At 71.0% G+C, this 23,015-nt stretch carries 18 protein-coding genes and 1 pseudogene; 7 read left to right on the top strand and 12 right to left on the bottom strand.

Annotated features, from left to right (window positions below; translation table 11 throughout):
• Positions 1-379 precede the first annotated feature (379 nt).
• Positions 380-1,942: a carbohydrate-binding protein gene (locus RB628_RS18560; protein WP_318321584.1), complete on the top strand. Its 1,563-nt coding sequence runs from the start codon at positions 380-382 to the stop codon at positions 1,940-1,942.
• A gap of 123 nt (positions 1,943-2,065) precedes the next feature.
• On the opposite strand, the gene RB628_RS18555 is transcribed toward RB628_RS18560, so the two are convergent.
• The 5 genes from RB628_RS18555 to RB628_RS18535 all read right to left on the bottom strand — a co-directional run bounded on the left by RB628_RS18555 (position 2,066) and on the right by RB628_RS18535 (position 7,832).
• Complete coding sequence (locus RB628_RS18555; RefSeq protein ID WP_318321583.1) at positions 2,066-2,473, bottom strand: NUDIX domain-containing protein; 408 nt, start codon at positions 2,471-2,473, stop codon at positions 2,066-2,068.
• A gap of 294 nt (positions 2,474-2,767) precedes the next feature.
• Positions 2,768-4,108 carry a lipase family protein gene (locus tag RB628_RS18550; RefSeq protein ID WP_318321582.1) on the bottom strand — a complete coding sequence of 447 codons (1,341 nt, stop codon included), beginning with the start codon at positions 4,106-4,108 and terminating at the stop codon, positions 2,768-2,770.
• A 237-nt stretch (positions 4,109-4,345) separates the two neighbouring features.
• Positions 4,346-4,756 carry a hypothetical protein gene (locus RB628_RS18545; RefSeq protein ID WP_318321581.1) on the bottom strand — a complete coding sequence of 137 codons (411 nt, stop codon included), beginning with the start codon at positions 4,754-4,756 and terminating at the stop codon, positions 4,346-4,348.
• Positions 4,642-7,530 carry a hypothetical protein gene (locus RB628_RS18540; protein ID WP_318321580.1) on the bottom strand — a complete coding sequence of 963 codons (2,889 nt, stop codon included), beginning with the start codon at positions 7,528-7,530 and terminating at the stop codon, positions 4,642-4,644. The genes RB628_RS18545 and RB628_RS18540 overlap by 115 nt, the downstream gene beginning before the upstream one ends.
• Positions 7,527-7,832 carry a hypothetical protein gene (locus tag RB628_RS18535; RefSeq protein WP_318321579.1) on the bottom strand — a complete coding sequence of 102 codons (306 nt, stop codon included), beginning with the start codon at positions 7,830-7,832 and terminating at the stop codon, positions 7,527-7,529. Before RB628_RS18535 ends, RB628_RS18540 begins: the two co-directional genes overlap by 4 nt.
• A gap of 491 nt (positions 7,833-8,323) precedes the next feature.
• Between RB628_RS18535 and RB628_RS18530 the strand changes: the two genes are divergently transcribed.
• Positions 8,324-8,518, top strand: coding sequence for a hypothetical protein (locus RB628_RS18530; protein WP_318321577.1), 195 nt, complete (start codon positions 8,324-8,326; stop codon positions 8,516-8,518).
• A gap of 440 nt (positions 8,519-8,958) precedes the next feature.
• Here the strand turns inward: RB628_RS18530 and RB628_RS18525 are convergent, their stop codons facing one another.
• Positions 8,959-9,363, bottom strand: coding sequence for a response regulator (locus tag RB628_RS18525; protein ID WP_318321576.1), 405 nt, complete (start codon positions 9,361-9,363; stop codon positions 8,959-8,961).
• 180 nt (positions 9,364-9,543) lie between these two features.
• Between RB628_RS18525 and RB628_RS18520 the strand changes: the two genes are divergently transcribed.
• From RB628_RS18520 to RB628_RS18505, 4 genes are read left to right on the top strand one after another with little or no spacing between them, the layout of a single operon-like run.
• Positions 9,544-9,987: a GntR family transcriptional regulator gene (locus RB628_RS18520; RefSeq protein WP_318321575.1), complete on the top strand. Its 444-nt coding sequence runs from the start codon at positions 9,544-9,546 to the stop codon at positions 9,985-9,987.
• Positions 9,988-9,991: 4 nt separating this feature from the next.
• Positions 9,992-10,942: an ABC transporter ATP-binding protein gene (locus tag RB628_RS18515; RefSeq protein ID WP_318321588.1), complete on the top strand. Its 951-nt coding sequence runs from the start codon at positions 9,992-9,994 to the stop codon at positions 10,940-10,942.
• A complete protein-coding gene (locus tag RB628_RS18510) occupies positions 10,939-12,030 on the top strand; it encodes an ABC transporter permease subunit (protein ID WP_318321574.1) in 1,092 nt (363 codons plus the stop codon). The genes RB628_RS18515 and RB628_RS18510 overlap by 4 nt, the downstream gene beginning before the upstream one ends.
• A gap of 59 nt (positions 12,031-12,089) precedes the next feature.
• Positions 12,090-12,323: a hypothetical protein gene (locus RB628_RS18505; RefSeq protein WP_318321573.1), complete on the top strand. Its 234-nt coding sequence runs from the start codon at positions 12,090-12,092 to the stop codon at positions 12,321-12,323.
• Between the two features lie 61 nt (positions 12,324-12,384).
• Here the strand turns inward: RB628_RS18505 and RB628_RS18500 are convergent, their stop codons facing one another.
• Positions 12,385-15,453, bottom strand: coding sequence for a S8 family peptidase (locus RB628_RS18500; protein WP_318321572.1), 3,069 nt, complete (start codon positions 15,451-15,453; stop codon positions 12,385-12,387).
• An 848-nt stretch (positions 15,454-16,301) separates the two neighbouring features.
• Between RB628_RS18500 and RB628_RS18495 the strand changes: the two genes are divergently transcribed.
• Positions 16,302-16,682, top strand: coding sequence for a hypothetical protein (locus RB628_RS18495; protein WP_318321571.1), 381 nt, complete (start codon positions 16,302-16,304; stop codon positions 16,680-16,682).
• A gap of 66 nt (positions 16,683-16,748) precedes the next feature.
• On the opposite strand, the pseudogene RB628_RS18490 reads toward RB628_RS18495, so the two are convergent.
• From RB628_RS18490 to RB628_RS18470, 5 genes and pseudogenes are all read right to left on the bottom strand, one after another.
• Positions 16,749-16,973: pseudogene (locus RB628_RS18490) on the bottom strand (SDR family NAD(P)-dependent oxidoreductase); the annotation flags it as partial.
• Between the two features lie 47 nt (positions 16,974-17,020).
• Entirely contained in the window at positions 17,021-18,601 is a 1,581-nt protein-coding gene (locus RB628_RS18485) for an MFS transporter (RefSeq protein WP_318321570.1), read from the bottom strand.
• The gene (locus RB628_RS18480) at positions 18,589-20,055 is read right to left on the bottom strand and encodes a lyase family protein (RefSeq protein ID WP_318321569.1); all 1,467 of its coding nucleotides are present in this window, start codon (positions 20,053-20,055) and stop codon (positions 18,589-18,591) included. The genes RB628_RS18485 and RB628_RS18480 overlap by 13 nt, the downstream gene beginning before the upstream one ends.
• 2 nt (positions 20,056-20,057) lie before the next feature.
• Positions 20,058-22,088 carry an FAD/NAD(P)-binding protein gene (locus RB628_RS18475; RefSeq protein WP_318321568.1) on the bottom strand — a complete coding sequence of 677 codons (2,031 nt, stop codon included), beginning with the start codon at positions 22,086-22,088 and terminating at the stop codon, positions 20,058-20,060.
• The gene (locus RB628_RS18470; protein ID WP_318321567.1) at positions 22,085-23,014 is read right to left on the bottom strand and encodes an NAD(P)-dependent oxidoreductase; all 930 of its coding nucleotides are present in this window, start codon (positions 23,012-23,014) and stop codon (positions 22,085-22,087) included. Before RB628_RS18470 ends, RB628_RS18475 begins: the two co-directional genes overlap by 4 nt.
• Position 23,015 lies beyond the last annotated feature (1 nt).

The raw sequence follows: 23,015 nt of genomic DNA, 5'->3' as shown, positions 1-23,015 counted from the left end.
GGCCTACCGGAACGCGTCGAGCAAGGTCGCTTACACCACGAGGCGGGACACGACCCAGCGGGACGGACGGCGCGCGGACGGTGACGGTACCGCCGCACGACCTGAACGGCGTGAAGCGACCGAACCGGTTCCGGCCGCGTGCCGGACCTCCGAGGGGGGAAGGGGGGAACAGCCCGACGGTCAGGCATTCGGGGGGCAGGCATTCGGGCAGGCGGAGCGACTGAACCCCCTCCATCGCGTCTACCCATGTGAACAACGATCAAGTACGCGTCTATTGACGTGTCCTGGACCGCCCCTCTAACTTCCGGGAGAAAGCGCTTTCCAATCCGGCCCGGAAGCTGATCCACCTGATCCACCGTCCTGGAGATGGAGAACCACGATGCAACTGAGACCCGTCATCGCGTGCGTCGGCCTGCTGGCAGGCACACTCGTCGCGCTGTCCGGCACCACGGCCCAGGCCGCGACCACGCGCTACGAGGCCGAGACCTCACCGGCGGTCTGCACCGGCACCATCGACTCCGACTGGACCGGCTATTCGGGCAGCGGATTCTGCAACGGCACCAACTCCGCTGGCTCGTATGCCCAGTTCACCGTATCCGCACCCGCATCGGGCACGGCGACACTGAGCGTCCGCTTTGCCAACGGCACCACCACCGCCCGGTCCGTGAGCGTCGTCGTGAACGGTACGACGGCCGCGACGGCGTCGTTCGAGGGCACCGGCACCTGGACGGCGTGGACGACGAAGACCCTGACCGTGCCGGTGGTCGCGGGCAGCAACACCATCCGCCTCGATCCGACGGCCGCCGCGGGTCTCCCCAACATCGACTACCTCGACGCGAACGTCCCGGACGGCGGCACCACACCCCCGACGGCCTCCGCGCTCTACGTGTCCCCGTCCGGCACGGACAGCGCGGCGGGAACGTCGACCGCCCCGACCACTCTCACCTCGGCGATCAGCCGTATCTCCGCGGGCGGCACGATCTACGTCCGCGGAGGCACGTACAACCACTCCGCGACGGTGACCATCCCGGTCGGCAACAACGGCACGTCGTCCGCCCGCACCACCCTCTCCGCGTACCCCGGAGAGACCCCGGTCCTCAACTTCTCGGCCCAGAGCGAGAGTTCGTCGAACCGCGGACTCCAGCTGAACGCCGACCACTGGCACATCAAGGGCCTCGTCGTCGAACGGGCCGGTGACAACGGCATCTACGTCGGCGGCAGCAACAACGTCATCGAGCGCACGGTGACCCGCTTCAACCGCGACACGGGCCTCCAGCTCGGACGCATCGCCTCAACGACCCCGGCCGCCAACTGGCCGGCAGACAACCTGATCGTGAGCGCCGAGTCGCACGACAACGCCGACTCGGACGGTGAGGACGCGGACGGCTTCGCGGCCAAGCTCACCACCGGTTCCGGCAACGTCTTCCGCTATGCGGTGGCGCACAACAACATCGACGACGGCTGGGACCTCTACACCAAGACGGACACCGGAGCAATCGGCCCGGTGACCATCGAGGACTCCCTCGCCTACGAGAACGGCACCCTCACCGACGGTTCCCAGGCCGGCAACGGCGACCGCAACGGCTACAAGCTCGGCGGCGACGACATCGCCGTCAACCACGTCGTCCGGCGCAGCATCGCCTACGACAACGGCAAACACGGCTTCACCTGGAACAGCAACCCCGGCACGATGACGGTGTCGGACAACGTGAGCATCGACAACGCGGAGCGCAACTTCAACTTCGACGGCGGTACGTCGGTGTTCCGCACGAACACGTCATGCCGGAGCGGCAGCGGCACGAACGACCGGATCATCGGCAACTCGGACACGTCGAACCAGTTCTGGTCCGGGAGCAACGGCTCGCGGTGCTCGTCGTATGCGGGCGGGATGAACTGGTCGTTCGCTTCGGACGGGCGGCTCGTGGTGACGTTCGGCGGGTAGCGGCTTCCGTAAGCGGGTGAGTTCGACTGTGCGATGCCCCGGACGCCCCCAGATCCGTGACCTGGGGGCGTCCGCCAGTTGAGGAAGACCGCAGCAGCGGTCGTAAGGGCCTCAGGAACGGGATCAGGAAAGCCTCCCGGCCTCGTGAAGCGCGTCGAAAGCCATCTCGTCGACGGCCGAGACCCGGTCCCGGTCGGCGTAGCGGAACCACGCCTTCTCGGCGATCTCCCTCGACGGGATCAGCTCACCGCGGTGATCGGCGGTGTAACAGATCATCCGGAAGGGGCCGTGATCCGGATGGCCCTCGCCGATCTCGAAAGTGCCGAAGTGCACCATGGAACCGGGGTCGATCGCCGCCCGCAGTTCCTCGTCGATCTCCCGCACCAGGGTCTCGCCGTCGGACTCGCCCGGCTCACGATGACCCCCCGGGATGTAGTAGCGATCTCTGCCGTGGCTACGCGTCACCAACACCCGGTCGTCCCGAAGCAGGATCCACGCCACCTTCTCCGGCACACCGTTGCCGTTCGCCATGGCTCGGGACCGTATCGGAGGGCATCGTCTGCGTCAGCACCGTCCGCACACTGGGCTTGGGAAGCTCGGGTCTTCCAGGGGTGGTTGCCGGCGCATGCGCCACCTGCCCGGAAATTCAGGCTGTTCGACCGTATCGAGACCCGGGTGGATCGGGCTGCTTATGGGCTGGACGGGTGGGCGATTGACTCCTCAGCTGTCGCCATGTGCGCAGTTCGTGCGGTCGGGCGTCGACGTGTGAGCGGCGGCGACCAGACTCGGTCGCCGCCGCTCACGCGTACTCACGCACCCGTGTACTCAGGGCAGGATCGGCAACGCCCCGCAGTTGGAAGTCGCCGTCTTGCCCGCCAACCTGGCCGTCAGCCAGTTCACCGCGCTCCCCTGGTCCGTCAGGAGCGGAGCGAAGTGGTTGAGCAGGGGGCTGATCACGTTCGGCAGGATCACCGGCTTGTACGTGATGTCCGCGCCCTTCGCGCACCAGTCCGCGGCCAGACGGCGCGCCTGCCCGTGCGGGACCAGGTTGTCGCTGATCCCCGTTGCCACGCGCACCGGACCCGATGGTTTCAGTGTGCCGATGCGCTGGCTGTCCAGGAACGTCTGGAACACCGGCGTGGACGCGATGATGTCGGAGATGGACCTGCCGTCCGTCGTCCACTTCGTGCTCTTCGCGTAGCCGTAGCCGAACAGCGCGTCCCCCACGCACATCGTCGACAGGTCGGTCAGCGCCGCCTTGCCCGCCGCGCTCAAATGGGCCTCCGCTATCGGCTTCAGCGTCGGGTCCGACTGCAGGAAGCCGTTGAGCGACCAGCCCAGCGCGCCCGCGAGTTCGCTTCCGTCGATCGCCTTCGTGACCGAGGTCAGGTCGGCCGGTGGGGCGCCCGAGTACGTGCCGGCCAGGGTGATGTCGGGGGCGTAGGAGGCCTGGAGTTCCGCTGCCGCCGCCGTCGCTCCGCCGCCCTGGCTGTAGCCGAACAGGCCCACCCGGGACGCGGACGTGACCGACGTGCCGGGGAGGGAGCGGGCGGCGCGTACCGCGTCCAGTACCGCGTGGGCCTCGTCGAGGCGGTTGACGTACGTGTGGAGGCGGTCCGTCGCTCCCAGGCCGGCGTAGTCCGTGACGACCACGGCGGCGCCCGTTGCCAGGAGGCGGTAGATCGCCACGTCCTCGTAACCGACGGACATGGTACGGCCGTTGAAGGTCAGCGGATGCTCCAGGCCCAGCGACGCCGCGCACTGGTCGCCCTGGCCCATCGTGCCCGGGGCGACCGCGACCAGGGGGCGCGGGCCGCCTGCCTTCCAGACCGCCGTCGGTTCGATGTACGCCCCGGTGACCGCGACCGGGTTGCCGTTCGAGTCCGTGGACTTGTACATCAGGCGGGTCGCCCTGCCCGGCAGGGGGCCTTCGAGGGTGGGGAGGGAGATGGCCAGGGGGAGGGGTTCGGTGCGGATCAGCGAGCCGTTGGGGGTGGGGAGCGTGGCCGGTGGCGTGTAGAACGCCGGGATCTCGACGCCCCGGGACACGACCGTCTCCGTCGAGGAGGCGTCCGCCGCTCCGGCTGAGGCGTACGAGAGTGCCTGGGTGCCCAGGCAAGTCGCAGCGGTGAGCGCTACGGCCAGGAGCCGTCTGCGTGCGGGCATGGCGAACCTCCTGTGATGCGGCTGGCAGTGAGCAGGAAGCGGGAAGGAACCGGGAGAAGCATGGAGAGAGCGCCTCTCAACTACTTGGTGGTTCGCCAGGACCGTACCTACTGGTGAGTTACCCCGGGTAGCGTCGGGTAGGTTACGGTTGAGTAACTTGACTCGTTGTCTAATTGGCGTGGTCGGCGCGTGACGAAACGCGGCCGGTGGCTTTCAGGGTGGCCGACGGTGGGCGTCTCACATGACCACCAGCAAGATCGCGACGAGTACGGCGATCAGTGTGACGCTCACCCAGAGCACGCAGCCCACGTCGATCGTGAGCTCCGAGAAGCGGGACATGCCGGACGTCGAAGGTACGGGTGCCGTGGGTGGTGGTGGCGGGGGAACGGCCGGCTGTGGTCTGTCCGGGCGGGTCAGCCGGTCGCGCAGGAGCTGTTGCCATACGGTCGGCGGCAGGTCGGGGGCCTCGCCGTTCGCCGGGGAAATGATGCTCTGCGCGAGCCAGTTGCTTCCGATGGGGTGGGGGGCCCGGCTCAGGCTGTGCAGCAGTTCGTACAGGTCGTGCAGATAGCGTTCGTCGCGGGCCAGCGGGGCCACGGCCCAGTTGAAGAGGTCGGCCGCCCGGCCGGCCAGGGCTGTGCGCGACATGGGCTCCCCGGTCCGGCCGTGGGGTGCCAGATACAGGTTGTTGCGGAGTACGTGCGCGCACAGGGCGTGCTGCATCTCCGGGTGGCGTTTCTCGCGGCGCTGGGCACTTCCCAGTTCGGACAGAAGCAACTCCACCGACTCCGGGGGGAGTTCGTCGGAGCGGAGCTCGTGCAGCAGTACCTCGTCGGGCAGTTCGCGCAACTGCGCCACCAGGATGCTGTGTTGCAGGTGGCTTCCGCGCTCGTGGCCACGCAGGTCTTCGTGCAGTTGGACCTGTTGGACCTGTTGGACCTCGTGGTGGTGATGCTGGTGTGTGTGCGGGGCGGGCTCGGGCTCGGGGGCGGGGTGGGGTCCGGTGTTGGACGGGGGGCCCGGTACGGCGGTGTCGCCGTATACGGCTGCTGCTGGTGTCTCTGCTCCCGCTCCGTCGGGCTCTTGGGCGTCTGCGTGTGGCCGCCGCCCCGGCGGTCCCCGCTCAGGATCTTCCCCAGCAGGTCCCGCCGCCGTGCCCAGTCCAGCGTCGCGCCGCCGCTCAGCTCCGCCGTCAGCTGCGGTACGCCCGGAGGGTCCTCCCGGTTGGCGAGGAGGTGGTCGACCAGGCGGGCCGCCGCCTGGCGTTCGAAGCAGGGGGCGGGCGGTTTGCTGCCCGTCAACCTGGCCAGGGGGCCGGAGGCGTCGAGTGTCGAGCACTCGACCATCGGCTTGGAGCCCGTCGCTCGTTCCGCCAACTCCCGTGCGCCCCAGCCGCCGTAGGCCAGACCCAGGCACTGACGGGTCTTCAGAGTGCACGGAGGGCCCACCAGGACATGGCTGACCGTGCTCGGGCGGCCGGTCCGGCCCTGGTCCTCCTGGCCGCCGGTGGCCGACGCGACGTGCAGGGTGCACCGGCGGATCGCGTCGAAGGGGCGCAGCCAGGCCTGGCCCGCGTGCCGGCGCAGGAACGCGTGGACGTCCTGGCTCTCGTCGCGCATCAGGACGGGGTCGAGGGCGGCCGGGCGCCCCTGGCCCAGCCAGTGGTCGACCGGGGACCGGAAGCGCAGCAGGTCCGCCTTGCCCAGCACCATCGTGGCCGCCACCTCCAGGTACGGGCCCGTCTTCGGAAGCCGGTCCAGGACCGTCGCGAAGGCGAGGTCGCCGTCCCTGTTCACCTCCACGCCCCCGCGTTCCCTCGCGTGGTCCAGCTGCGGGAGTGGGAGCGCCAGTACGGGGTCGACGACGAAGACCAGGGCGTCCACCCCGAGGAGGAACCGCAGGGCCGCGTCCGTCCGTACGAGGTCCCCGCCGCCCAGGTCGAAGAAGGCGACCGGGCGCACCTGCCCGTGGGCGTCGGTGATGAGGAGGGACTCGACGAAGCGGGCGAAGCCGTCCAGGCCCAGGGCGGTGGTGTGGTCCAGGACGCGGCCGTTGCGCAGGGGCTGCACCCGTTCCCGTACGAACCGGGCATGCTGCTCGGGGTTGACGGACTGCCAGGTGAGGCCGAAGGGTTCCAGGCCGCCGTCGGTGATCTCGGCGATCATCTGGGTCAGCAGATGACTCTTGCCGGTGGAGGACTGGCCGACCATCGCGACCGTCAGCGGGCGGCCGTAGGTGAGGTAGGGCACGGGGATGAAGTGCTCCGGGAAGTCCGGGTCCGCCGTGCACTTCTGGACGGCGCCCCGCATGACGTCCTGGCGGCGCAGCTTGCCGACGCCCGCGAGGTTCAGGGGCTGGTACTGCATCCGGCTGTCGGTGACGTACAGGGCGCCGAGGTCGAGCTGGATGGTCTCCAGGCAGTACGGGCAGAGCACCTCGCTGTCGCTCAGCCCCGCTCCCGCGCCCACCGTCGAAGGGGCCACCGGTGCCTGCCGTTTGGCCCGCAGCGCCTGTTCGAACACCTCCCGGTCCTGGCGTGTCACGTCGGAGGGCGAGAGGACGGTGGCGCGGGGGAAGGTGCCCGGGGACAGCAGGCCGAGGAGTTGGGCGGGGGTCGGGCGGCCGGTCGCCCGGGGGGCGAAGGCCTCGCTCAGGGTTTCGTTGAGGACGCGGTGTTCGGCCAGGTCGGCGGGGGCCCGGTCGGGGTGGCCGGGGCGGCCGGTCACCAGACGGTAGAGCACCTGGGCCGCGCTCCACACCGCGTCCCGCGAGTCGGCGAGGCCCTCGCTCCGGCGCTGTTCGGGGGAGGCGTACGGGGCCTGGCCCCACGGGGTGCGGGGGCGGCCCACCGCGGTCACTCCCTCCAGGCCCCAGAGCTGGAGGGCGGTGCCGTCCCAGAGCACGGTGGCGGGCGAGATGCCGCGCGGTACCAGACCCTGGTCGTCCAGCAGGGACAGAGCGAGCATCAGGTCGCGGGTGAGGACGCGCTGGTCGGTCGACGACATCACGTGGGTCTTCGCGGCGGTGGCGCCGCGCGGTGGGTCGTAGAGGAGGAAGGGCTCGTCGGTGTCCAGCTCGTAGCCGATGAGCCGGGGGAAGAGCGGGGCGAACTCGGTGCCCTCGACCAGTTTGTGGAGGCGCAGCGCGGTGCCGGCCTCGGTGTCGAGGAGGGCGCGGGCGGCCGGTTCCGTCGCGTCGGCGGCGGAGAGGCGCACCTGTACGCAGCGCTGTCCCTGGCCCCGGTCGTCGAGCAGGGCGTTGCGGATCAGCTGGGGCAGGTGCGGGTCGCGCCGGGACTCGGGGCCGAAGCGGGCCCGGGCGGTGCGGCGGTGGCCGGAGGGGGTGCTGAAGCCGAGTTTGGCGTCGGCGGGCCCGTCGGGAGCCGCCGGACGCTCGGGTCCGGGATGCGGGGTGCGGGTCACCAGCGGTCGCCGTCCCCTCGGTCGTACGGGCCGTCGTGCGGGCCGTCGTGCGCGTCACCGTCTCCGTCGTCGCGGGGGCGGAAGGTGTCGACCACGCCGGGGCGCAGGGGGGTGAGCCGGAGCAGGCCCGCGTACCGTCCCGACGGCGTCCACTCCACGTCTTCGGGCCGGCCCGATGCGTTCGTACGCCAGGTCTTCTCGACCTCCTCGCGCATGGCCAGAGGTGCGAACCTGATCCACACCGCTGCCGCCAGGTCGCGGCTGAGGAGGGCGCCCTGCTCGGGCGAGGACAGCTGGACCACGGCCTGCCTTTCGGTCTCCGCGCCGACCAGGCCGGCGAGCCCCTGAGGGTCGGTGCCCAGCAGGTTCGGCGGGGCGGGCCGGGTGCGGCGGGCGGTGGGGCCAGCACCCCGTTGTGCTTCAGGTGCCTGCGCGCCTTCGAGAGGAGTTCGGCGACCCGTCCCTCGATACGGGTCGCGGCGAGCGTCCCGGCCTGGCCGCGTTCCACGGCGCCCCAGTAGGACCGCATCGCCTCCAGGGCGGCGTCGGTGAGGTCGGCGGCGAGCGTGGCGACCAGCTCCGGGCCACCCTCGCCGGTCTCCCGCTCCAGCCAGCGCGGTGTCCCGTCGGGGTGCTGCCTTTGCGCGGATGCGGATGCGGATGCGGATGCGGACGGGGATGCGGACGGGGATGTGGATACGGAGGGTTCGGCGTCGTCCGTGAGACCCGTGGCGTCGGCGGGGGCGTTCCAGGACGGGGCGTCCGGCCAGGCGTACGCGCTCATCCAGTCGTCGTGACCGCCCCGACCCGGGCGGCGAGCGTCGCGAGGTCGCGGCGGGCGCCCACCAGATCGCCGAAGTACGTCACCACGGTCGCCCTCCGTGAGCAGATGGGAGCCCGCCGCGAAGTGCTTCGGGTTGCCGAGAGCCATGACATCCTCGCGCTCCTGGGCGGTCAGAGCCTGCGCGAACGCCAGCTCGTTGCCTAGCAGTCCCATGGCACGCCCCCCGCCGCGTTCCGGACCCCTGGTTTTGCGATGGCGTTGATGGTGACAGAGCGAGACTTTGGGCTGAGCGAATTACGCCACATCGGGTGTACCGCCCGGTAATCCGTACCAGGATTTCCACACAGGACCATCAGGTCAGCCCCATCACTCGAACGACCGTCCGTAACAATGCGAGGAACTGGCCGGATGCGGTGGACTTGGCGAGAATCAGGTTTCCGGTGCGGGAGAGGTGATGAGGGTGTGGTGATGGGACGGCGCTGTGAGGGGGCGTGGTGACAAAGGCGGTCCGGTGGCGAGGGTGATCCCCTGCCGACGCCGAACGCTCGGTCCCCCGACCGGCAAGCAGGGGGTGTGGCCGTGTCACACGGTCACCGAAGGGGGGCCCATGAGGCAAGGGCGCTGTGTGACGAGCGCGAACAACCTCACGGTCGGTGGGGAGGAGACGGCCGGATCGGGGCCCGGATGCGTGCGCTGACCTCGGTGAGGTCGAACGGCCTGGTGGCGTAGTCGTCGGCGCACACGGCCAGGGCGTGGCACGTGTCCTCGACGGCCGTACGGGCGCTGAGGAAGACCACCGGGGTGTCGATCCCGGCGGTGCGGAGCCGTCCGCGGGCCTCGGTGCCGTCCAGGCCGGGAGGAGCCAGGTCCAGGAGCACCGCGTCGGGCTGCCGGCGGCGGACCTCGGTGCTCGTCTCCGCCCCCGTGGGCACGAGGTGCGCGTCGAAGCCGAGGAAGCGCAGCGCCATGACCAGCATGCCGGAGGTGCCGGACTCGTCCTCGACCACGAGGACGGAGGGGTGCTCGGGTACAGAAAGATCTTGGTTCACGCCGGAGGCTCTTTCGGTGGGGCGGATCGCCCTCGGGTGGTTCGTTTTTCAGGGCCTGGACCCAGGCTGGCCACCGAAACGTTGCCCGAGAAGCCTCTCCGGTCATTTCGGAGAACCCCGGACCGCGTTGACAACTGCCGCCGCACCCCTCCATCATCATTCCACTAATTAAGTAGTGGAATGGTGGTGGTGATCGTGGAGTACCGCATCGACAGGCGGAGCGGGGTCCCCGCCTTCCAGCAGATCGTGCAGCAGACCAAGCAGGCCCTGCGGCTGGGCGTACTGGTGCCGGGGGACCGGCTGCCCACCGCAAAGGAGGTCGCCGAGACCAGCACGGTCAACCCGAACACCACCCTCAAGGCGTACCGCGAGCTGGAGCGCGAGGGGCTGGTCGAACCGCGACCGGGCCAGGGCACCTTCGTACGCCGCACCCTGGGCCGCCCCGAGACGGGCACCGACTCACCGCTGTACGCGGAGCTGGTGGCGTGGATGTCGAGGGCGGCCGGGGCCGGTCTGGAGCAGGAGGACGTGGCCGCGCTGGTCGCGTCGGCGATGGAGAAGCAGTACGCCGCCGGGAACGTGGCGGCAACGGGGTCCACGACAACTAGGAGCACAGGTGAGTGACGGTATGTACGCGGGGGAGCCGGCGCTTGAGGCGTACGGACTGGGGATGCGCTACCGGCGGGGCTGGGCGCTGCGGGACTGCTCCTTCCGGCTCCCGGCGGGCCGGATCTGCGGGCTGGTCGGACCCAACGGGGCGGGCAAGACCACGCTGTTGAGCATCGCGGCCCATGTCCTGCAGCCGACGCAGGGCTCGCTCAGCCTGTTCGGGGAGGCGCCGGACTCGGCGGAGTCCGGCCGGCGCACCGCGTTCCTCGCCCAGGAGAAGCCCCTGTTCCGGCGCTTCACCGTGGCGGAGACCCTGCGTCTGGGGCGGGAGCTGAACCCCGGCTGGGACCAGCGAGCCGCCGAGGACATCGTCCGCGCGGGCAATGTGCCCTTCGACGCGAAGGTCAGCACCCTCTCCGGTGGTCAGCGCACCCGCGTCGCCATCGCCCTCGCCTTCGGCAAGCGCCCCGACCTGCTGCTGCTCGACGAGCCGATGTCGGACCTCGACCCGGTCGTGCGCCACGAGATCATGGGCACCCTCCTCGCGGAGGCCGCCGAGCGCGGCACCACCGTGCTGATGTCCACCCACGTCCTCGCCGAACTGGAGAACGTGTGCGACTACCTCGTCGTCGTCGCCCGCGGCGGAGTGCGCCTCGCCGGTGACGTGGACGAGCTGATGTCCGTGCACACCGTGGTCACCGGGGCCAGGGAGGGTGAGGATCTGCCTGCCGCTCTCGGGCACCACACCCTCGTCGAGTCCCGGACCAGCGGACGGCAGTTCACCGCCCTCGTCCGCCCCGAAGGACCGGTCACCGGCCCCTGGGAGACGGACGCCCCGAACATGGAGGAACTCCTGCTCGCCTATCTCCGCTCACCTGACGCACCACCGCTGATCACCCCCACCGCACAGGTCCAGGGGCAGGGTCTGGGCCAGGGTCACGCGTCCGGTACCGGGACGGTGGCGGCATGAGCACCTTCACCAGCACCTCGGCCGGCTCCACGAGCGACGGCAGGAACGGGGCCATGAACGGGGCCATGAACGGGACCACGAACGGGGCCATGAACGGGACCACGAACGGGACCACCACGGAGGCCACCCGGCGTCCCCGCCTCAGCGGTATGACCTGGCTGGTCTGGCGCCAGCACCGGGCCGCGTTCTGGTCGATCCTCGCCGCCACCGCGCTTTCCGTGGCCTGGATGGTCTACCAGCGCGGCCAGATGATGGATTTCCTCGACGGCTACGGCCATCCCGCCAAGAGCCTCGACGAGGCGGGCAACGACTTCCAGCGGTACATCGACGCGTTCTCCTTCGTCTCCATAGGCCTCGGGATGATCCCCGTCCTGCTCGGTGTCTTCCTCGGCGCCCCGCTGCTCGCGGGCGACCTGGAGAACGGCACGGCCAAGCTGGTCGCCGCCCAGTCCATGAGCCGGACCCGCTGGCTCGCCACGAAGCTGGCGCTGGCCGGGCTGGTGGTCGTGGTGAGTACGGGCGTGCTGTCGGCGGTGTTCGGCTGGTGGTGGAACCCCGTCAAGTCCGAGGTCACGGTCATGGACTGGATCTCCAGCGAGGCCTTCAACAACACGGGCCCGGTGCCCGTCGCCCTCACCCTCCTCTCCGTCTTCGGCGGGGTCGCGATCGGTGTGGTGCTGCGCCGCACGCTGATGGCCATGGTCGTCACCTTCGGGTTCACCGTGGTCGTCCAGCTCGTCTGGTCCTACTCCATGGTGTCGCTCGGCAACGCTGTCACGGTCACGACGAACAAGGGTGTCACGGGCGAGAACCTGTTCCCGTCGCTCCCCCACGGCGCCTACGAAATCGACCAGTCGTATGTCACCGGCAGCGGGGATCTGGCGGGGTGGAGCACCTGTTCGGGGTCGCGGACCGACGCGGCACGGCAGGTGTGCCTGGACAGGGCCGATGTCGTGGGCTGGTCGGTGGAGTACCTCCCGATGTCGCAGATGAACGGTATGCAGTGGTTCGGGGCGTCGATTCTGTTCGCCCTGACGGCCGGTGTCGTGGCGTTCCTCTTCCTCTGGGGCCGTAAGCGGCTCGTCTGAGTCCGTACGCCCCGCGCCCCTTTGTGAAGGGGCGCCTCTTTCCCCCTACGCGCTTCCCGGTGCCGTTCACGGTCGAGGGCGCGGCCACCGCGCGCACCGCCCGCAAGCCGGCCTTCTCGGTCTCGTACGACGACGGCCGGACCTGGCACCCGGCGAAGGCGGTCGGCGGCAAGCGCCTCGACCTGCGCCACCCGGCCAGGGCAGGCACGGTCTCCCTGCGCGTGACGCTCACGGACAAGGCCGGCAACACCCTGAAGCAGACGGTCCACCGGGCCTACCGGACCACCAAGTAGGCAGCAGAAAGGGGCTGTTCCGTCGCGGCGAGCGGCGGAACAGCCCCTTTCCTGTCTTCTGTTACGGCGTGACGGTCAGGACGGTCGAGCCGACCGTGTCGGTGCCGTCGCCGTACTCGACCAGGCCGAGATAGGCGCTGCCGGGCGTGAGGTCACGCCAGGAGACGGTGGTCTCGACGGTGTCGCCCGCCGCCACCTGCCGTTCGGCCGGGGTGACCGTGGCCGCGTTGTCCGGCTGCGTGCCCGCGCCGATCAGCCAGGTGTGGAGCGTGTACGTCTGGCTGGTGACGCCCTCGGGCAGGGCGTACTGGTTGACGTACACCTCGTACGTCCCCGGGGCGAGGTCGATCTGCTCGTCGCTGGAGGGGCCGGGGCTGGTGAGCAGGGTGCCGTTCCTGTCGAACACGAACAGGTCGACGTCACTGCCCGTCAGATGGTCGGCGGAGCGCAGGGCGACGCGGGCGAGGGTGGTGCCCTCGGGGACGGTGATCTCCGTCCGGGCCGCGGAGGCCGGGAGCGTCGACGGCGGCGAGTCGAAGTCGGGGTCCGTGCCGGTCAGGGTGCCCGTCTTCGTGGTGCCCGCGTAGAGGCCGTTCACCGTGGTGGTGAAGGTGCCCTTCCAACCGGCCTTCGGGGTGAGGGCGAGCGACCCGGTCGCCTCCTTGGCGGCGGCCGTGGCCGGTGCGGTGAGCTGCGCGGCGCGCAGGGCGATGGTGCTGCGGACCTGGTGCCCGTCGTTGTCGCTGAGGGTGACCGAGCCGTAGACCCAGTCGCCGTAGGCGGCGTCGGTGCGGGTGAAGGTGACCTTGTACGTCGCCGATCCGCCCGCCGGGATGACGAGCAGCTTCGGCTCGACCTCGGCCTGGTAGCCGCGCGGGGTCTGGAGCTTGGCGGTGTAGACGCCGATGGTGGCGGTGACGTTGGTGACCGTGCGGGTGACCGTCTGCCCGCCGGTCAGGTCGCCGACCGAGATGTTCGGGGTGTTGAGGTCGCTCGGGTCGGTCTTGCGGGCGGTGGCGCAGTCGTCGCTGCCGTCACCGGTCAGCGGCTGGTCGCCGAGGGCGCACATGTACGACGTCCAGTCGGCGGAGTTGGAGTCATAGACCAGACCGGGGTCGTCGGCGGTGTTCGGTACGACGTGTCCGGAGCCGTAGTCGAGCGGGGTGGCCGGGCTGTCGGAACCGGCGCGCCGGATGGGCTCGCCCTCGGTGTCCTTGGTGGACGCGGTGGTCATCAGCGCCGACTTGACCTCCATGGGGGACCAGTCGGGGTGCAACTGCCGCAGCAGCAGGGCCAGTCCGGCGACCTGCGGGGAGGACATGGACGTGCCGGACATGAGGCCCTGCTCGCCCTTGAACGAGCCGTCGCCGCCGGGGGTGGTGCCGGCGACGATGTCCACGCCGGGCGCCGTGATGTCGGGCTTGAGCAGGTCGCCGCCGCTGTTGAGGTCCGGGCCGCCGGAGGAGAAGCCGGCGACCTGCGGGGCCTGCTGCCGCACGCCCTGCGCCGCGCCGAGTTCCGCGGTGACGCCGGAGGCGCTGTCGGCGTACGCCTTGACGGCCAGACCGTCCGTGAGGGGCAGGTGGACGGCCGGGACGGTGTGCGCGTCGGCGATCTCCTCGTCGCTCGCGTTGCCGTTGTACAACACCATGCCGACGCCGCCGGCGGCCTTGACCTGGGCGCTCTTGTCGGTGCGGGCGTTGTCGCCGCGCTTGCAGAGCACGACAGCACCCTTGACCTCGGCCGGGTCGAGGGAGTCCGGCACGCACAGTTCGGCCCGGGCGGGGTCGACACCGTCTCGGGCGGCCTCGGCCGCGTCGACGAGCGGTGCGGACGGTACGGCGGAGGCGCTGATGCCGACGCCGGTGTAGGAGGTGCCGTCGCCGAGGGTGACGGTCGTGCGGTAGCCGACCTCGTGGCTGGAGGCGGCCGTGGTGGTCACCCACGGGACGCCGTTGGAAACGGTGCCGGGCCCCTCGTTGCCCGCCGAGACCGCGACGAAGACGCCCGCCTTGGCGGCGTTGAACATCGCTGTGTGTTCGGGGGTGTTGGTGGGCTCGCCGTTGCCGCCGCCGATGGAGTAGTTGATGACGTCGACACCGTCGGCCACGGCCTTGTCGTAGGCGGCGGCGATGTCCACCGTCGGGCAGCCGTCGTGCCAGCAGACCTTGTAGGCCGCGATGCGGGCAGCGGGGGCGATCCCGGATATGCGGCCGGATATACCGCTGTCGGGCACGGTGGCGGCCACGTCGTGGTTGCCGGCCGAGGTGGTCGCGGTGTGGGTGCCGTGGGAATCGGCGTCCATCGGCGACGCCCAGTCGGTGTCGGCGGGGTCGGTGATGGCCTTGTTGAAGTACTGGGCGCCGATCACCTTGTTGTTGCAGGTGACCTGGTGCGCGCTGTCCGCGCCGCGGTCACAACTGCCCTTCCACTTCTTGGCGATGACGTCGGCGTCGGCGAGGGGCTCCGGAAGGGCCGCCACGGAGGGGTTGCTGGTGTCGATCCCGGTGTCGAGGACACCGATGATCATTCCCCGGCCCGCGTTCTCCTGCCCGCCGGGCACCTTGGAATAGAGCCCGCCGGACTTCTTCAGCCCGAGGAACCCGGCGGTGTCGGGGGCGGGGAGCGTGCCGGAGGACGCCGTGCCGGAGGAGGCGGCAGCGGTGTCCGTGGCGTGGATGCCGGTCGTGGTGCTCGCGTCCGTCTCCGTGGTGGCCGTCACCTGGCGCATCTCGTTGCGGGCCAGGGAGACGACGCCCTCGGTGCGGGCCAGCGTATTCGCCTGACGGGCCGTCAGCTCGGCGGCGAACCCGTTGATCACGTACTGGTAGCTGTACAGCGGCCGGACCCCCGGGACCTCGTCCAGCACCTTCTCGCGCTGCCGCTTCAGATGGCCGACGTAGTCCCGTACGGCTTCCGTCCGCGTGTTGAGGCGCTTGCCCGGCGCGGGCGCGGTCTTCGAGTACGTGGCGACGGGGTCGTCGGCGAGCTGGACGAGATAGGTGCCGGCGGAGTGTGTCTGCCGGGTGCTGTCGGCCGGCTGGGCCGACGCGGCCTGGGCGGGAGGGCCGTAGGCGAAAATCATTCCCCCGGCCAGCGCGGGCGCGAGCAGGGAGGCTGTTCTGAACAAGGTGGTGCCCTTCCCGTATGGAGTGGTCAAATCCCCGAGATCAAGGTCATCTTGTTGCCCATGGGGCTGCCGCAGAAGGCTGAAGTGCTTGAAAGCTCAGTAACTGCACAGCTTCTTCACGGTGTTCGCCGGCTACTTTCCAGTAGCGATGATCGGCCCACCGGAGCAGGTGCGGGAAAACCTGCGAGTAACTTCTCCTCGGCAAGGTCGAGTCGCGTTCTGAAACGCTGGTTACACGTTCAAGTCGCAGATAAGTAAGGGTGGTTGGATTCCTTGAGATGTCGTGGGATGTCCTGTTGAGTTCCTGATGGCGTATGGCGGATTCACGCCATCCTTGCCTCCGGAGTGCCTGAACCCTCACTAGCGGCGCGTCGCTTGAGCAAAGCTTGGCTCAAAGTCCCTTCAGCACCAGGGACTTCGCATGCCCCCCACCACCCCCCCGTGGCACCCCGATACCGGGCGGGAGACGAGCGATACGAGTCGCCGTGGCCGCCGGTCCAGTGACCGGGCTCGCCGCCGCCGGACCCGTACCGCTCGCCTTCGCGTCGACGGCGACGGCACCTGCGGGCGTTGACCACGTCGGCACCGGGGACCGACTTCACGTACGGCGGCCAGAGCGGGGGCCTGGGGACGGTCACGGGCGTGGGCACGGTGAAGATCGGCAAGGTGGCGCCGTAGGCGGCGACGTCCGCGCTGCTGGGCGCCCGGGTCGGCTTCGGCCGGGGTCGGGCGCCTGTCTGTTTCCGGTTCGCTCATCGGCGTGGCGCGGCCGTGGTGCGCGCACCGTGCTCCGCGACCATTTGATTCGTTCATGTCGAGCCGGAGGGACCATCGGGCAGGATGGCCTCATGACAAAACTGCCCGCACGGTCGACCGGTTGTGCCTCCTCCGGTTCGGTGCTGTCGTTGTGGTCACGGGACTCGGTGTTGTCGATCGGCTCAGTGGGTTCGGTGCTGTCCGTGGGGTCCGTCGGTTCGGCCCTGTCGGTCGGCTCGGTCGGAAGCGCCCTGTCGGTCGGCTCGATCGGTTCTCACCTGTCGCTGCTCTCAACCGGTTCGTGGCTGAGTACGGGATCGTTGTTCTCCGCACATTCGCGCTGGTCGGTGCTGTCCTGGCGCTCCTCACACGGTTTCCTGGCCGCGGGAGCAGCGGTGGGGGCGGCGGCCGGTGGTGCCCTGCTGCTGGCCCAGATGCTGCACAGGGGCGGAACCGGCACCGGACAACCCTGATCACGACGTTTCCGGATGGTTCTTCGGCCCGCGCGATCAGCAGTCAGGCCGTCGTGGCTAGTCCGTCACCGGGCCGTGTGCCGCCTCGGCCTCCTCGAAGGCCCGGTCCACCTGCCGACTGTCCGTCACATCGCAAAGTACGGGCAGGAATCCTTCCGAAGCCTCCGGTTTCCCGCTTCGGTAGGTCACCGCGACCCGGTCGCCCGCCGTCGCGAAACGGCGGGCTATGGCCAGCCCGATCCCCCTGTTTCCGCCGGTGACGAACACCGAACGGGGCGCGGCCTGAGCCATCACGGCTTCCGTCTCCATGTCCCTCTCCTCCTCCCCCGATACGTCCGTCATGCCGATTCCGCCTTCGCCGGGGCACTCTGCGGTTCCGCCGCCCGTGTGCGCAGGCCCACGACCGACACCGCGAAGCCGACGAGGGCCAGGGCGGCGATGGAGAGGGTGGCGGCGTACATCGCGTCGAGGAAGGCCCGGTCGGCCGTGGTCGCCAGTTCGGGCAGGCGGAGGGAGCCGGCCAGGGAGCGGGCCGCCTCGGCGGACGTACGCGCCTGTTCCTCGGCCGCCGCGGACAACCGCCCGCCCCCTGAGGGGAGTTCCGCGTCCGACATTCTCGCCCGGTACACCCCCGACAGGATCGAACCGGCCATCGCCACCCCCAGCGTGCCGCCCACCTGCCGCGTCACGCTGTTGACCGCCGACCCGGCGCCCGCCAGCTGCGGCGGCACCCCGCGCATCATCACGGCCGTGACCGGCGTACCGACCAGGCCCATTCCGAAGCCCTGGATCCACAGCAGAGCGGCGACGAACCAGATCGGTGTCCCGCCGTCCAGCCAGGCGTACGCGATGTACGTGACCGCCGTGGCGAGGACGCCGGCCGCCACCGTCCAACGGGCCGTGAGCCAGCGGCTCATCGCCGGCGACGCCTGGCTGCCCAGGACGATGCCGATCGCGGCGGCGATCATCACGGTTCCGGCGTCGGCGGGGGAGAGGCCGCGGGGGCCCTGGAGGTAGAAGGCCGCGTAGAAGAGGTGGCCGGCCAGCGCCATGAACGAGATCAGCAGCACCACGCTCCCGGCCGCGAACCCCGGCTGCCGGAACAGCCGTACGTCGAGGCTGGGCGCCGGTGACGTGCGCTGGCCGGTCACGAAGGCGGCCAGCAGGCCGCCGCCCAGGACGAGGGGGAGGAGTACGTGGGGGCCGTACCAGGTCCGGCCGTTGCCGAGTTCGATGATTCCGTACACGACGCCGCCCAGACCCAGGACCGACAGGGCCATGCCCGGCAGGTCCAGCTGTCTGCGCCTCGGGGCCCTCAACTCCGGTACCACCGCGGCCACTCCGGCCATGCACAGGACCACGATCGGCACGTTGACCAGGAACACCGAACCCCACCAGAAGTTGCTGAGCAGAGCCCCGCCGACCACCGGGCCCACGGCCACCCCCAGGCCGCTGGACGAGCTCCAGATCGCGATCGCCCGGGTGCGCCTCTCCTCCGGGGTGGTCTGCACGATCACCGACAGCGTCGCCGGCATCAGCAGGGCGCTGCCCGCGCCCATCACCGCCCGCGCCGCGATGAGCCAACCGGGACTGTCAGCGAACGCACCCGCTCCCGAGGCCGCGCCGAACAGTGCCAGGCCCGCCAGGAGCGTGGTCCGGGGGCCGAAACGGTCGGCCAGTGCGCCGCCCGCGAAGAGGGCGCCGGCGAAGACGAGGGTGTAGGCGCTCGCCACCCACTCCAGTTCGGCCGGGGTCGCGCCCAGACCGTCGGCCGGGTCGGCCAGGGTGGTGACGGCGATGTTGAGAACCGAGGTGTCCAGCCAGATCAGCGTCTGGGCACAGACCACGACCAGGAGGACCGGCCACGACGACCGGGACGTCCCTGCACCGCTCACATCGCTCACTCTCACTTCGCCCATCGGACGACGCCTCCCCTGTCCTCGTCCTCGTACCTGTCCTCGTCGTCCTCGTATGCGCGTAGTGCTCGGTCGATCAGTGCGTTCGCCACGCCTGTGTAGCGGGTCGGGTCGAGCAGTTCCGACAGGTGGGCGGGGGTGAAGCCGGCCGACAACTCCGGGTGGGCGCGGAGGAGTTCGGTGAGCGGGCGTCCGGTCTCGGCCGCCTCCGCCGCGGCCGCCGTCAGGAGCTTCTTCGCGTGCGCCTTGCCGAGTGCGGGGGCCAGGACGACCGCCAGGCGCTCGGTGACGACGGCTCCGCCGGTCAGTTCGAGGTTGGCCAGCATGCGTTCCGGGTGGACGATCAGGCCCTCCGCCAGTTCCACCGCCGTGTGCGCCGCGCCGCCCGTCAGTCGCAGTGCCTCCCGCAGCGGCTGCCACTCGGCGTGCCATGCCCCGGCGGGGCGTTCGTCCTCGGCCAGCAGACACTGCGCCAACACCAGTGCGTACGCCGGTACCTGGCGGGCGGCCGACACGACGAGGGTGGCCAGCGCCGGGTTTCGCTTCTGCGGCATCGCCGACGAGGCGCCTCGTCCTGCCGCCGCCGGCTCGGAGAGCTCGCCGATCTCCGTACGGGACATTGTCTGCACGTCCAGCGCGAACTTGCCGAGCGCCCCGGTGACCAGCTGAAGTACCGCGCCCAGTTCGGCGATCGGGGTGCGTACGGTGTGCCACGGCAGCGTCGGCTCCACCAGCCCGAGGGCCCTCGCGAACGGGGCCAGCAGCTCGATTCCGCCCTGCGCTGCCCTCGAATCTCCGCCGTCGAGGATCGCGTACTCGCGGTACGCCGCCAACGTTCCTGCTGCGCCGCCCAGTTGGGCCGGGAGAGTGGAAGCCACCGCCCGTACTCGTGTGCGGGCGTCCGTGACCAGTCGCAGCCAGCCCGCCGCCTTGAGACCGAGGGTGGTGGGTACCGCGTGCTGGGCCAGTGTGCGGGCGGCCAGGACCGTGTGGCGGTGGGTGTCCGCCAGTGCGGCCAGGGCCGTGGCGGTGCGTGCCAGGTCGGTGGCGATCAGGGTGAGTACCCGGCGGGCTGTCAGCATGGCCGCCGAGTCCAGGATGTCCTGGCTGGTCGAACCCCTGTGTACGTACTCGGCGGCGGCCGGGTCCTTCGCCGCGACCGACTCGGTCAGGGCGGTGACCAGGGCGACGACCGGGTTGGCGGCGGCTCGGGCCGCGTGCGCCAGGGCGACCAGGTCGAGGCGGTCCGCGTGGGCCTCCGAGGCGATCACCGCCAGAGCTGTGGCGGGTGTCAGTCCGACCGCGAACTGAGCCCGCGCCAGCGCCACTTCCACGTCCAGCATGGCCTGGAGCCACGCCTCGTCCGTCATCTCGGCCGCCGCGGGCGTGCCCGCCCAGGTGGGTGCGAGCAGCCCCGCGTCGGTGCCGACGGACGCGGGAGCCGTTCTTCCGTTCATGCTCACCGACTCCCTGCGGCCGGTACCCGGCCGGCTGTCAACGTGCCCGCGTCCGGCGGTGCTTCGCGCTCACCCAGCCCCAGCACCGCCCGCGCGATCGCATCCGAGTCCTCCAGCGTCACCGAGCCCACGCCCGGTCTGATGCCGACCGCCGTCACCCAGCGCACCCCCTCCGTCGGCACCCCGAAGGCGAACCGGCGCGGGTGCGGGCGCCCCGAGGCGTCCAGCAGCCGGGGCGCGCCGTCGGTCACCGCCACCCCGCCCGTCTCGTGTGCCTTGAGGCCACCCGGCCGGTACGGGACGCACCCGCCCCCGGCCAGCAGCCCCCGCAGCAGGGGATCGGCGCTGCGCCGTACGTCGATGTCGGGCAGCCGCGCCTCGACAAGCGCACTCACCAGCACCGGCGCCTCCGACACCCCCTCCGCGTCCACGAGGAAACCGGCCTCGCGCTCCCCCGGCCGCACCCGCATCCCCGGGCCGACCACGTGCAGCACCTCGGCCTCGACCAGCGCGATCAGCTGCTCGATCCGGAACGCGGGCGGGCCGATCGACGCGAACGCGTTCAACGGCGTGTACCAGGCGTCCAGTTCGACCCGGTGCGACTCACCGGAGATCCCGCCGTGATCGACCACCAGCCGGACCTCGTTGCGCAGATCCCGCAGCGCGTCCAGCGCCGCCTTCAGCGGCCCGTTCACATTGCCGAGACGGGCGGCGGCGACATCCCGGCGCAGATACCCCAGCAGCCAGTGCCGGAAGTCGGCCCGGTCCGTGAAGTGCCGTTCACCGTAAGGTTGTTCGATGCGCCGCCAGTCCCAGCGCTCGTCCGGCGGGACGTCGTACCGGTCGAGGAGGACCGGCTCGGGGTCGCGGCCGGCGAAGCAGGACCGTACGAACTCCGCTGCCGCCCAGGGACCTTGGGCGGCGCGGATCCACGCCTCGTAGTAGACGGTCCGTACCTCGCGGTCGATCAGGGGCCAGATGTCCGCCCGGAAGCCGACCGGCCGCCTGCGCAGTCCGGCGATGACCTCCGGGGTGAGGAAGCGCGGGTGGTGGCGGCCGAGCGCGCCCTTCTCGTTCTCGCCGCGTGCGTGGTACGGCACTCCGCGCCGTGAACCGGCGTACAGCACCGGCTCGTTGCCGCTCGGGATGTACACGAGCCCGGCACCCCGGCTGCCCTGTTTGAAGGTGCCCCCGCGGCCTTCGGTGAGCAGCGCCAGCTGGTCGAAGAAGTTCAGCCCGAGTCCGCGCAGTGCGACCGGGGTGCCGGCCCGGAGGCCGCTCAGGTCGGCGTCGGCCGGGTTCGCGGGGCCCACGTAGGCCACGCCGGAGCCGGCGCGGGAGTGCCGGGTGGCGTAGGAGCGCAGGTCCCGTTCCTCCGGGCTCGGGGTCAGCTTCCCGTGGCCCGGGGCGAGTACGACCGCGTCCAGTCCGGTGAGCCGGTCGCCGTCCGCAAGGGTCACCGTCTGGCGGCCGTCCGGGGTGTCCGCCAGCTCGGTCGCCGTCGTCCGGTGCGTGTGGACCGTGACCTCGGGCGGGGCGGTGCGTAGGAGGAGCCGGAAGACCCACTCCAGGTAGTGGCCGTGGAAGGCACGGGTCGGGTAGGTGTCCGGGCCGAGCCGCCGGGCCTCCGCCAGGACCCCGGCCGGGTACTCCCCGGGGCTCAGGGTGCGCGCCCACTCGTACAGGCTCGGGCCCGGAACCGACGGGCCCGCGCACGGCACGCTGTCGTCGGTGAACAGGGTCACCTGGGAGGCGACCGTGTTCATCAGCAGCTCGGCCGGCTGGTCGGTGCGCCACACCGCGCCCGGGCCTGGCGGGTACGGGTCGACGAGGTGGACCACGACCGGGCGCGCGGCCCGGCCCGCGTTGGCGCGGAGCCGCTCCAGGACCGAGAGCCCGCGGGGGCCGGCGCCGATCACACACACGACGACGGCGTCACGGGTGTGCCGGGTGTCACGGGTGTCATGGGCGTCATGGGTGGCGCCCGAAAAGCGTGGTGCGCATGCGGTGATTCCTGGTTCGGGTCCGGTCATTCCTGGCCCAGCCCGTCGCGCCAGCTCGGCCGCAGCGGTTTCCAGCCGAGTTCCGTACGCGCGCGGGCGTTGGACGCGCCTGCCGCCGTGGTGAGTTGGTGGGCCATGAACCAGCCGAGCAGCCTGGGCGCCATCGCCGCCGGAATCGTACGTGGCGGCGGCGCGTCCAGGGCTCGGGCGTAGTGGGGCAGCCACTGGGCGGCCGGGGCGGGTTCGTCGTCCGTGATGTGGAAGGCGCCGGTGGCCTCCGACTCCACGGCCGCCACCGCCGCCCCCACGGCGTCCTCCACATGCAGGAACGAGGTGACCCCGGCCCCGCCCTCGGGCAGCGGGAACTTCCCGGCCAGCACCCGCTGCGCCGTGCCGCCGCCGGTACGGGCGTACGCGGTGCCGGGGCCGTAGAGCGTGCCGTACCGCAGCACCAGCCCGCTCAACTCGGCGGTGCCGTCCAGCACTTGGGACTCCAGCTCGGCGACGGCCCGTACGGTGGCCGCCCACCCCGGGTCCGGGGCGTCCACGTACAGCGGCGCGTCCTCGTCGACGACCGCCTCTCCGGTCGGGGCGGCGGCGAAGGCGATGCTCTGCGCGACCAGCCGCCGCGCCCCGGCCGCGCGGGCCGCCGCGACCAGGTTGGCGGTGCCCTCGGTGCGCAGCCGAGCGGTCCGCGCGAAAGCTCCCGGCGGGTCGTCGCGCAGCAGCCGCAGCGCCGACAGCTGATGAACGACCACGTCAGGGTGCGCGTCCGACACGGCGGCCGACAGTGCCTCGCGGTCGAGGGCGTCGGCGACCACGACCGCGTCCGCTTCCGGGGCGCGGGCCCGGGACTCCTCCCGTACCAGCGCGCTCACTTGGTGACCGCGCGCCCGCAGCGCGCCCACCAGGGGATGTCCGACCGCTCCGGTCGCTCCGGCGACAACTATCCGCACG

Origin of the sequence: Streptomyces sp. ADMS (assembly GCF_033441795.1) — a bacterium.
In the GTDB taxonomy this organism is placed as follows: domain Bacteria; phylum Actinomycetota; class Actinomycetes; order Streptomycetales; family Streptomycetaceae; genus Streptomyces.
This window is presented reverse-complemented; position numbering and strand designations above follow the sequence as displayed.

Coding starts and splice junctions, on each gene's coding strand:
- RB628_RS18495 (WP_318321571.1), top strand. CDS start 16,302: ATGACAAAACTGCCCGCACGGTCGACCGGTTGTGCCTCCTCCGGTTCG.
- RB628_RS18550 (WP_318321582.1), bottom strand. CDS start 4,108: ATGCCCGCACGCAGACGGCTCCTGGCCGTAGCGCTCACCGCTGCGACT.
- RB628_RS18475 (WP_318321568.1), bottom strand. CDS start 22,088: ATGACCGGACCCGAACCAGGAATCACCGCATGCGCACCACGCTTTTCG.
- RB628_RS18560 (WP_318321584.1), top strand. CDS start 380: ATGCAACTGAGACCCGTCATCGCGTGCGTCGGCCTGCTGGCAGGCACA.
- RB628_RS18480 (WP_318321569.1), bottom strand. CDS start 20,055: ATGAACGGAAGAACGGCTCCCGCGTCCGTCGGCACCGACGCGGGGCTG.
- RB628_RS18510 (WP_318321574.1), top strand. CDS start 10,939: ATGAGCACCTTCACCAGCACCTCGGCCGGCTCCACGAGCGACGGCAGG.
- RB628_RS18485 (WP_318321570.1), bottom strand. CDS start 18,601: ATGGGCGAAGTGAGAGTGAGCGATGTGAGCGGTGCAGGGACGTCCCGG.
- RB628_RS18515 (WP_318321588.1), top strand. CDS start 9,992: ATGTACGCGGGGGAGCCGGCGCTTGAGGCGTACGGACTGGGGATGCGC.
- RB628_RS18520 (WP_318321575.1), top strand. CDS start 9,544: ATGGTGGTGGTGATCGTGGAGTACCGCATCGACAGGCGGAGCGGGGTC.
- RB628_RS18545 (WP_318321581.1), bottom strand. CDS start 4,756: ATGTCGCGCACAGCCCTGGCCGGCCGGGCGGCCGACCTCTTCAACTGG.
- RB628_RS18555 (WP_318321583.1), bottom strand. CDS start 2,473: ATGGCGAACGGCAACGGTGTGCCGGAGAAGGTGGCGTGGATCCTGCTT.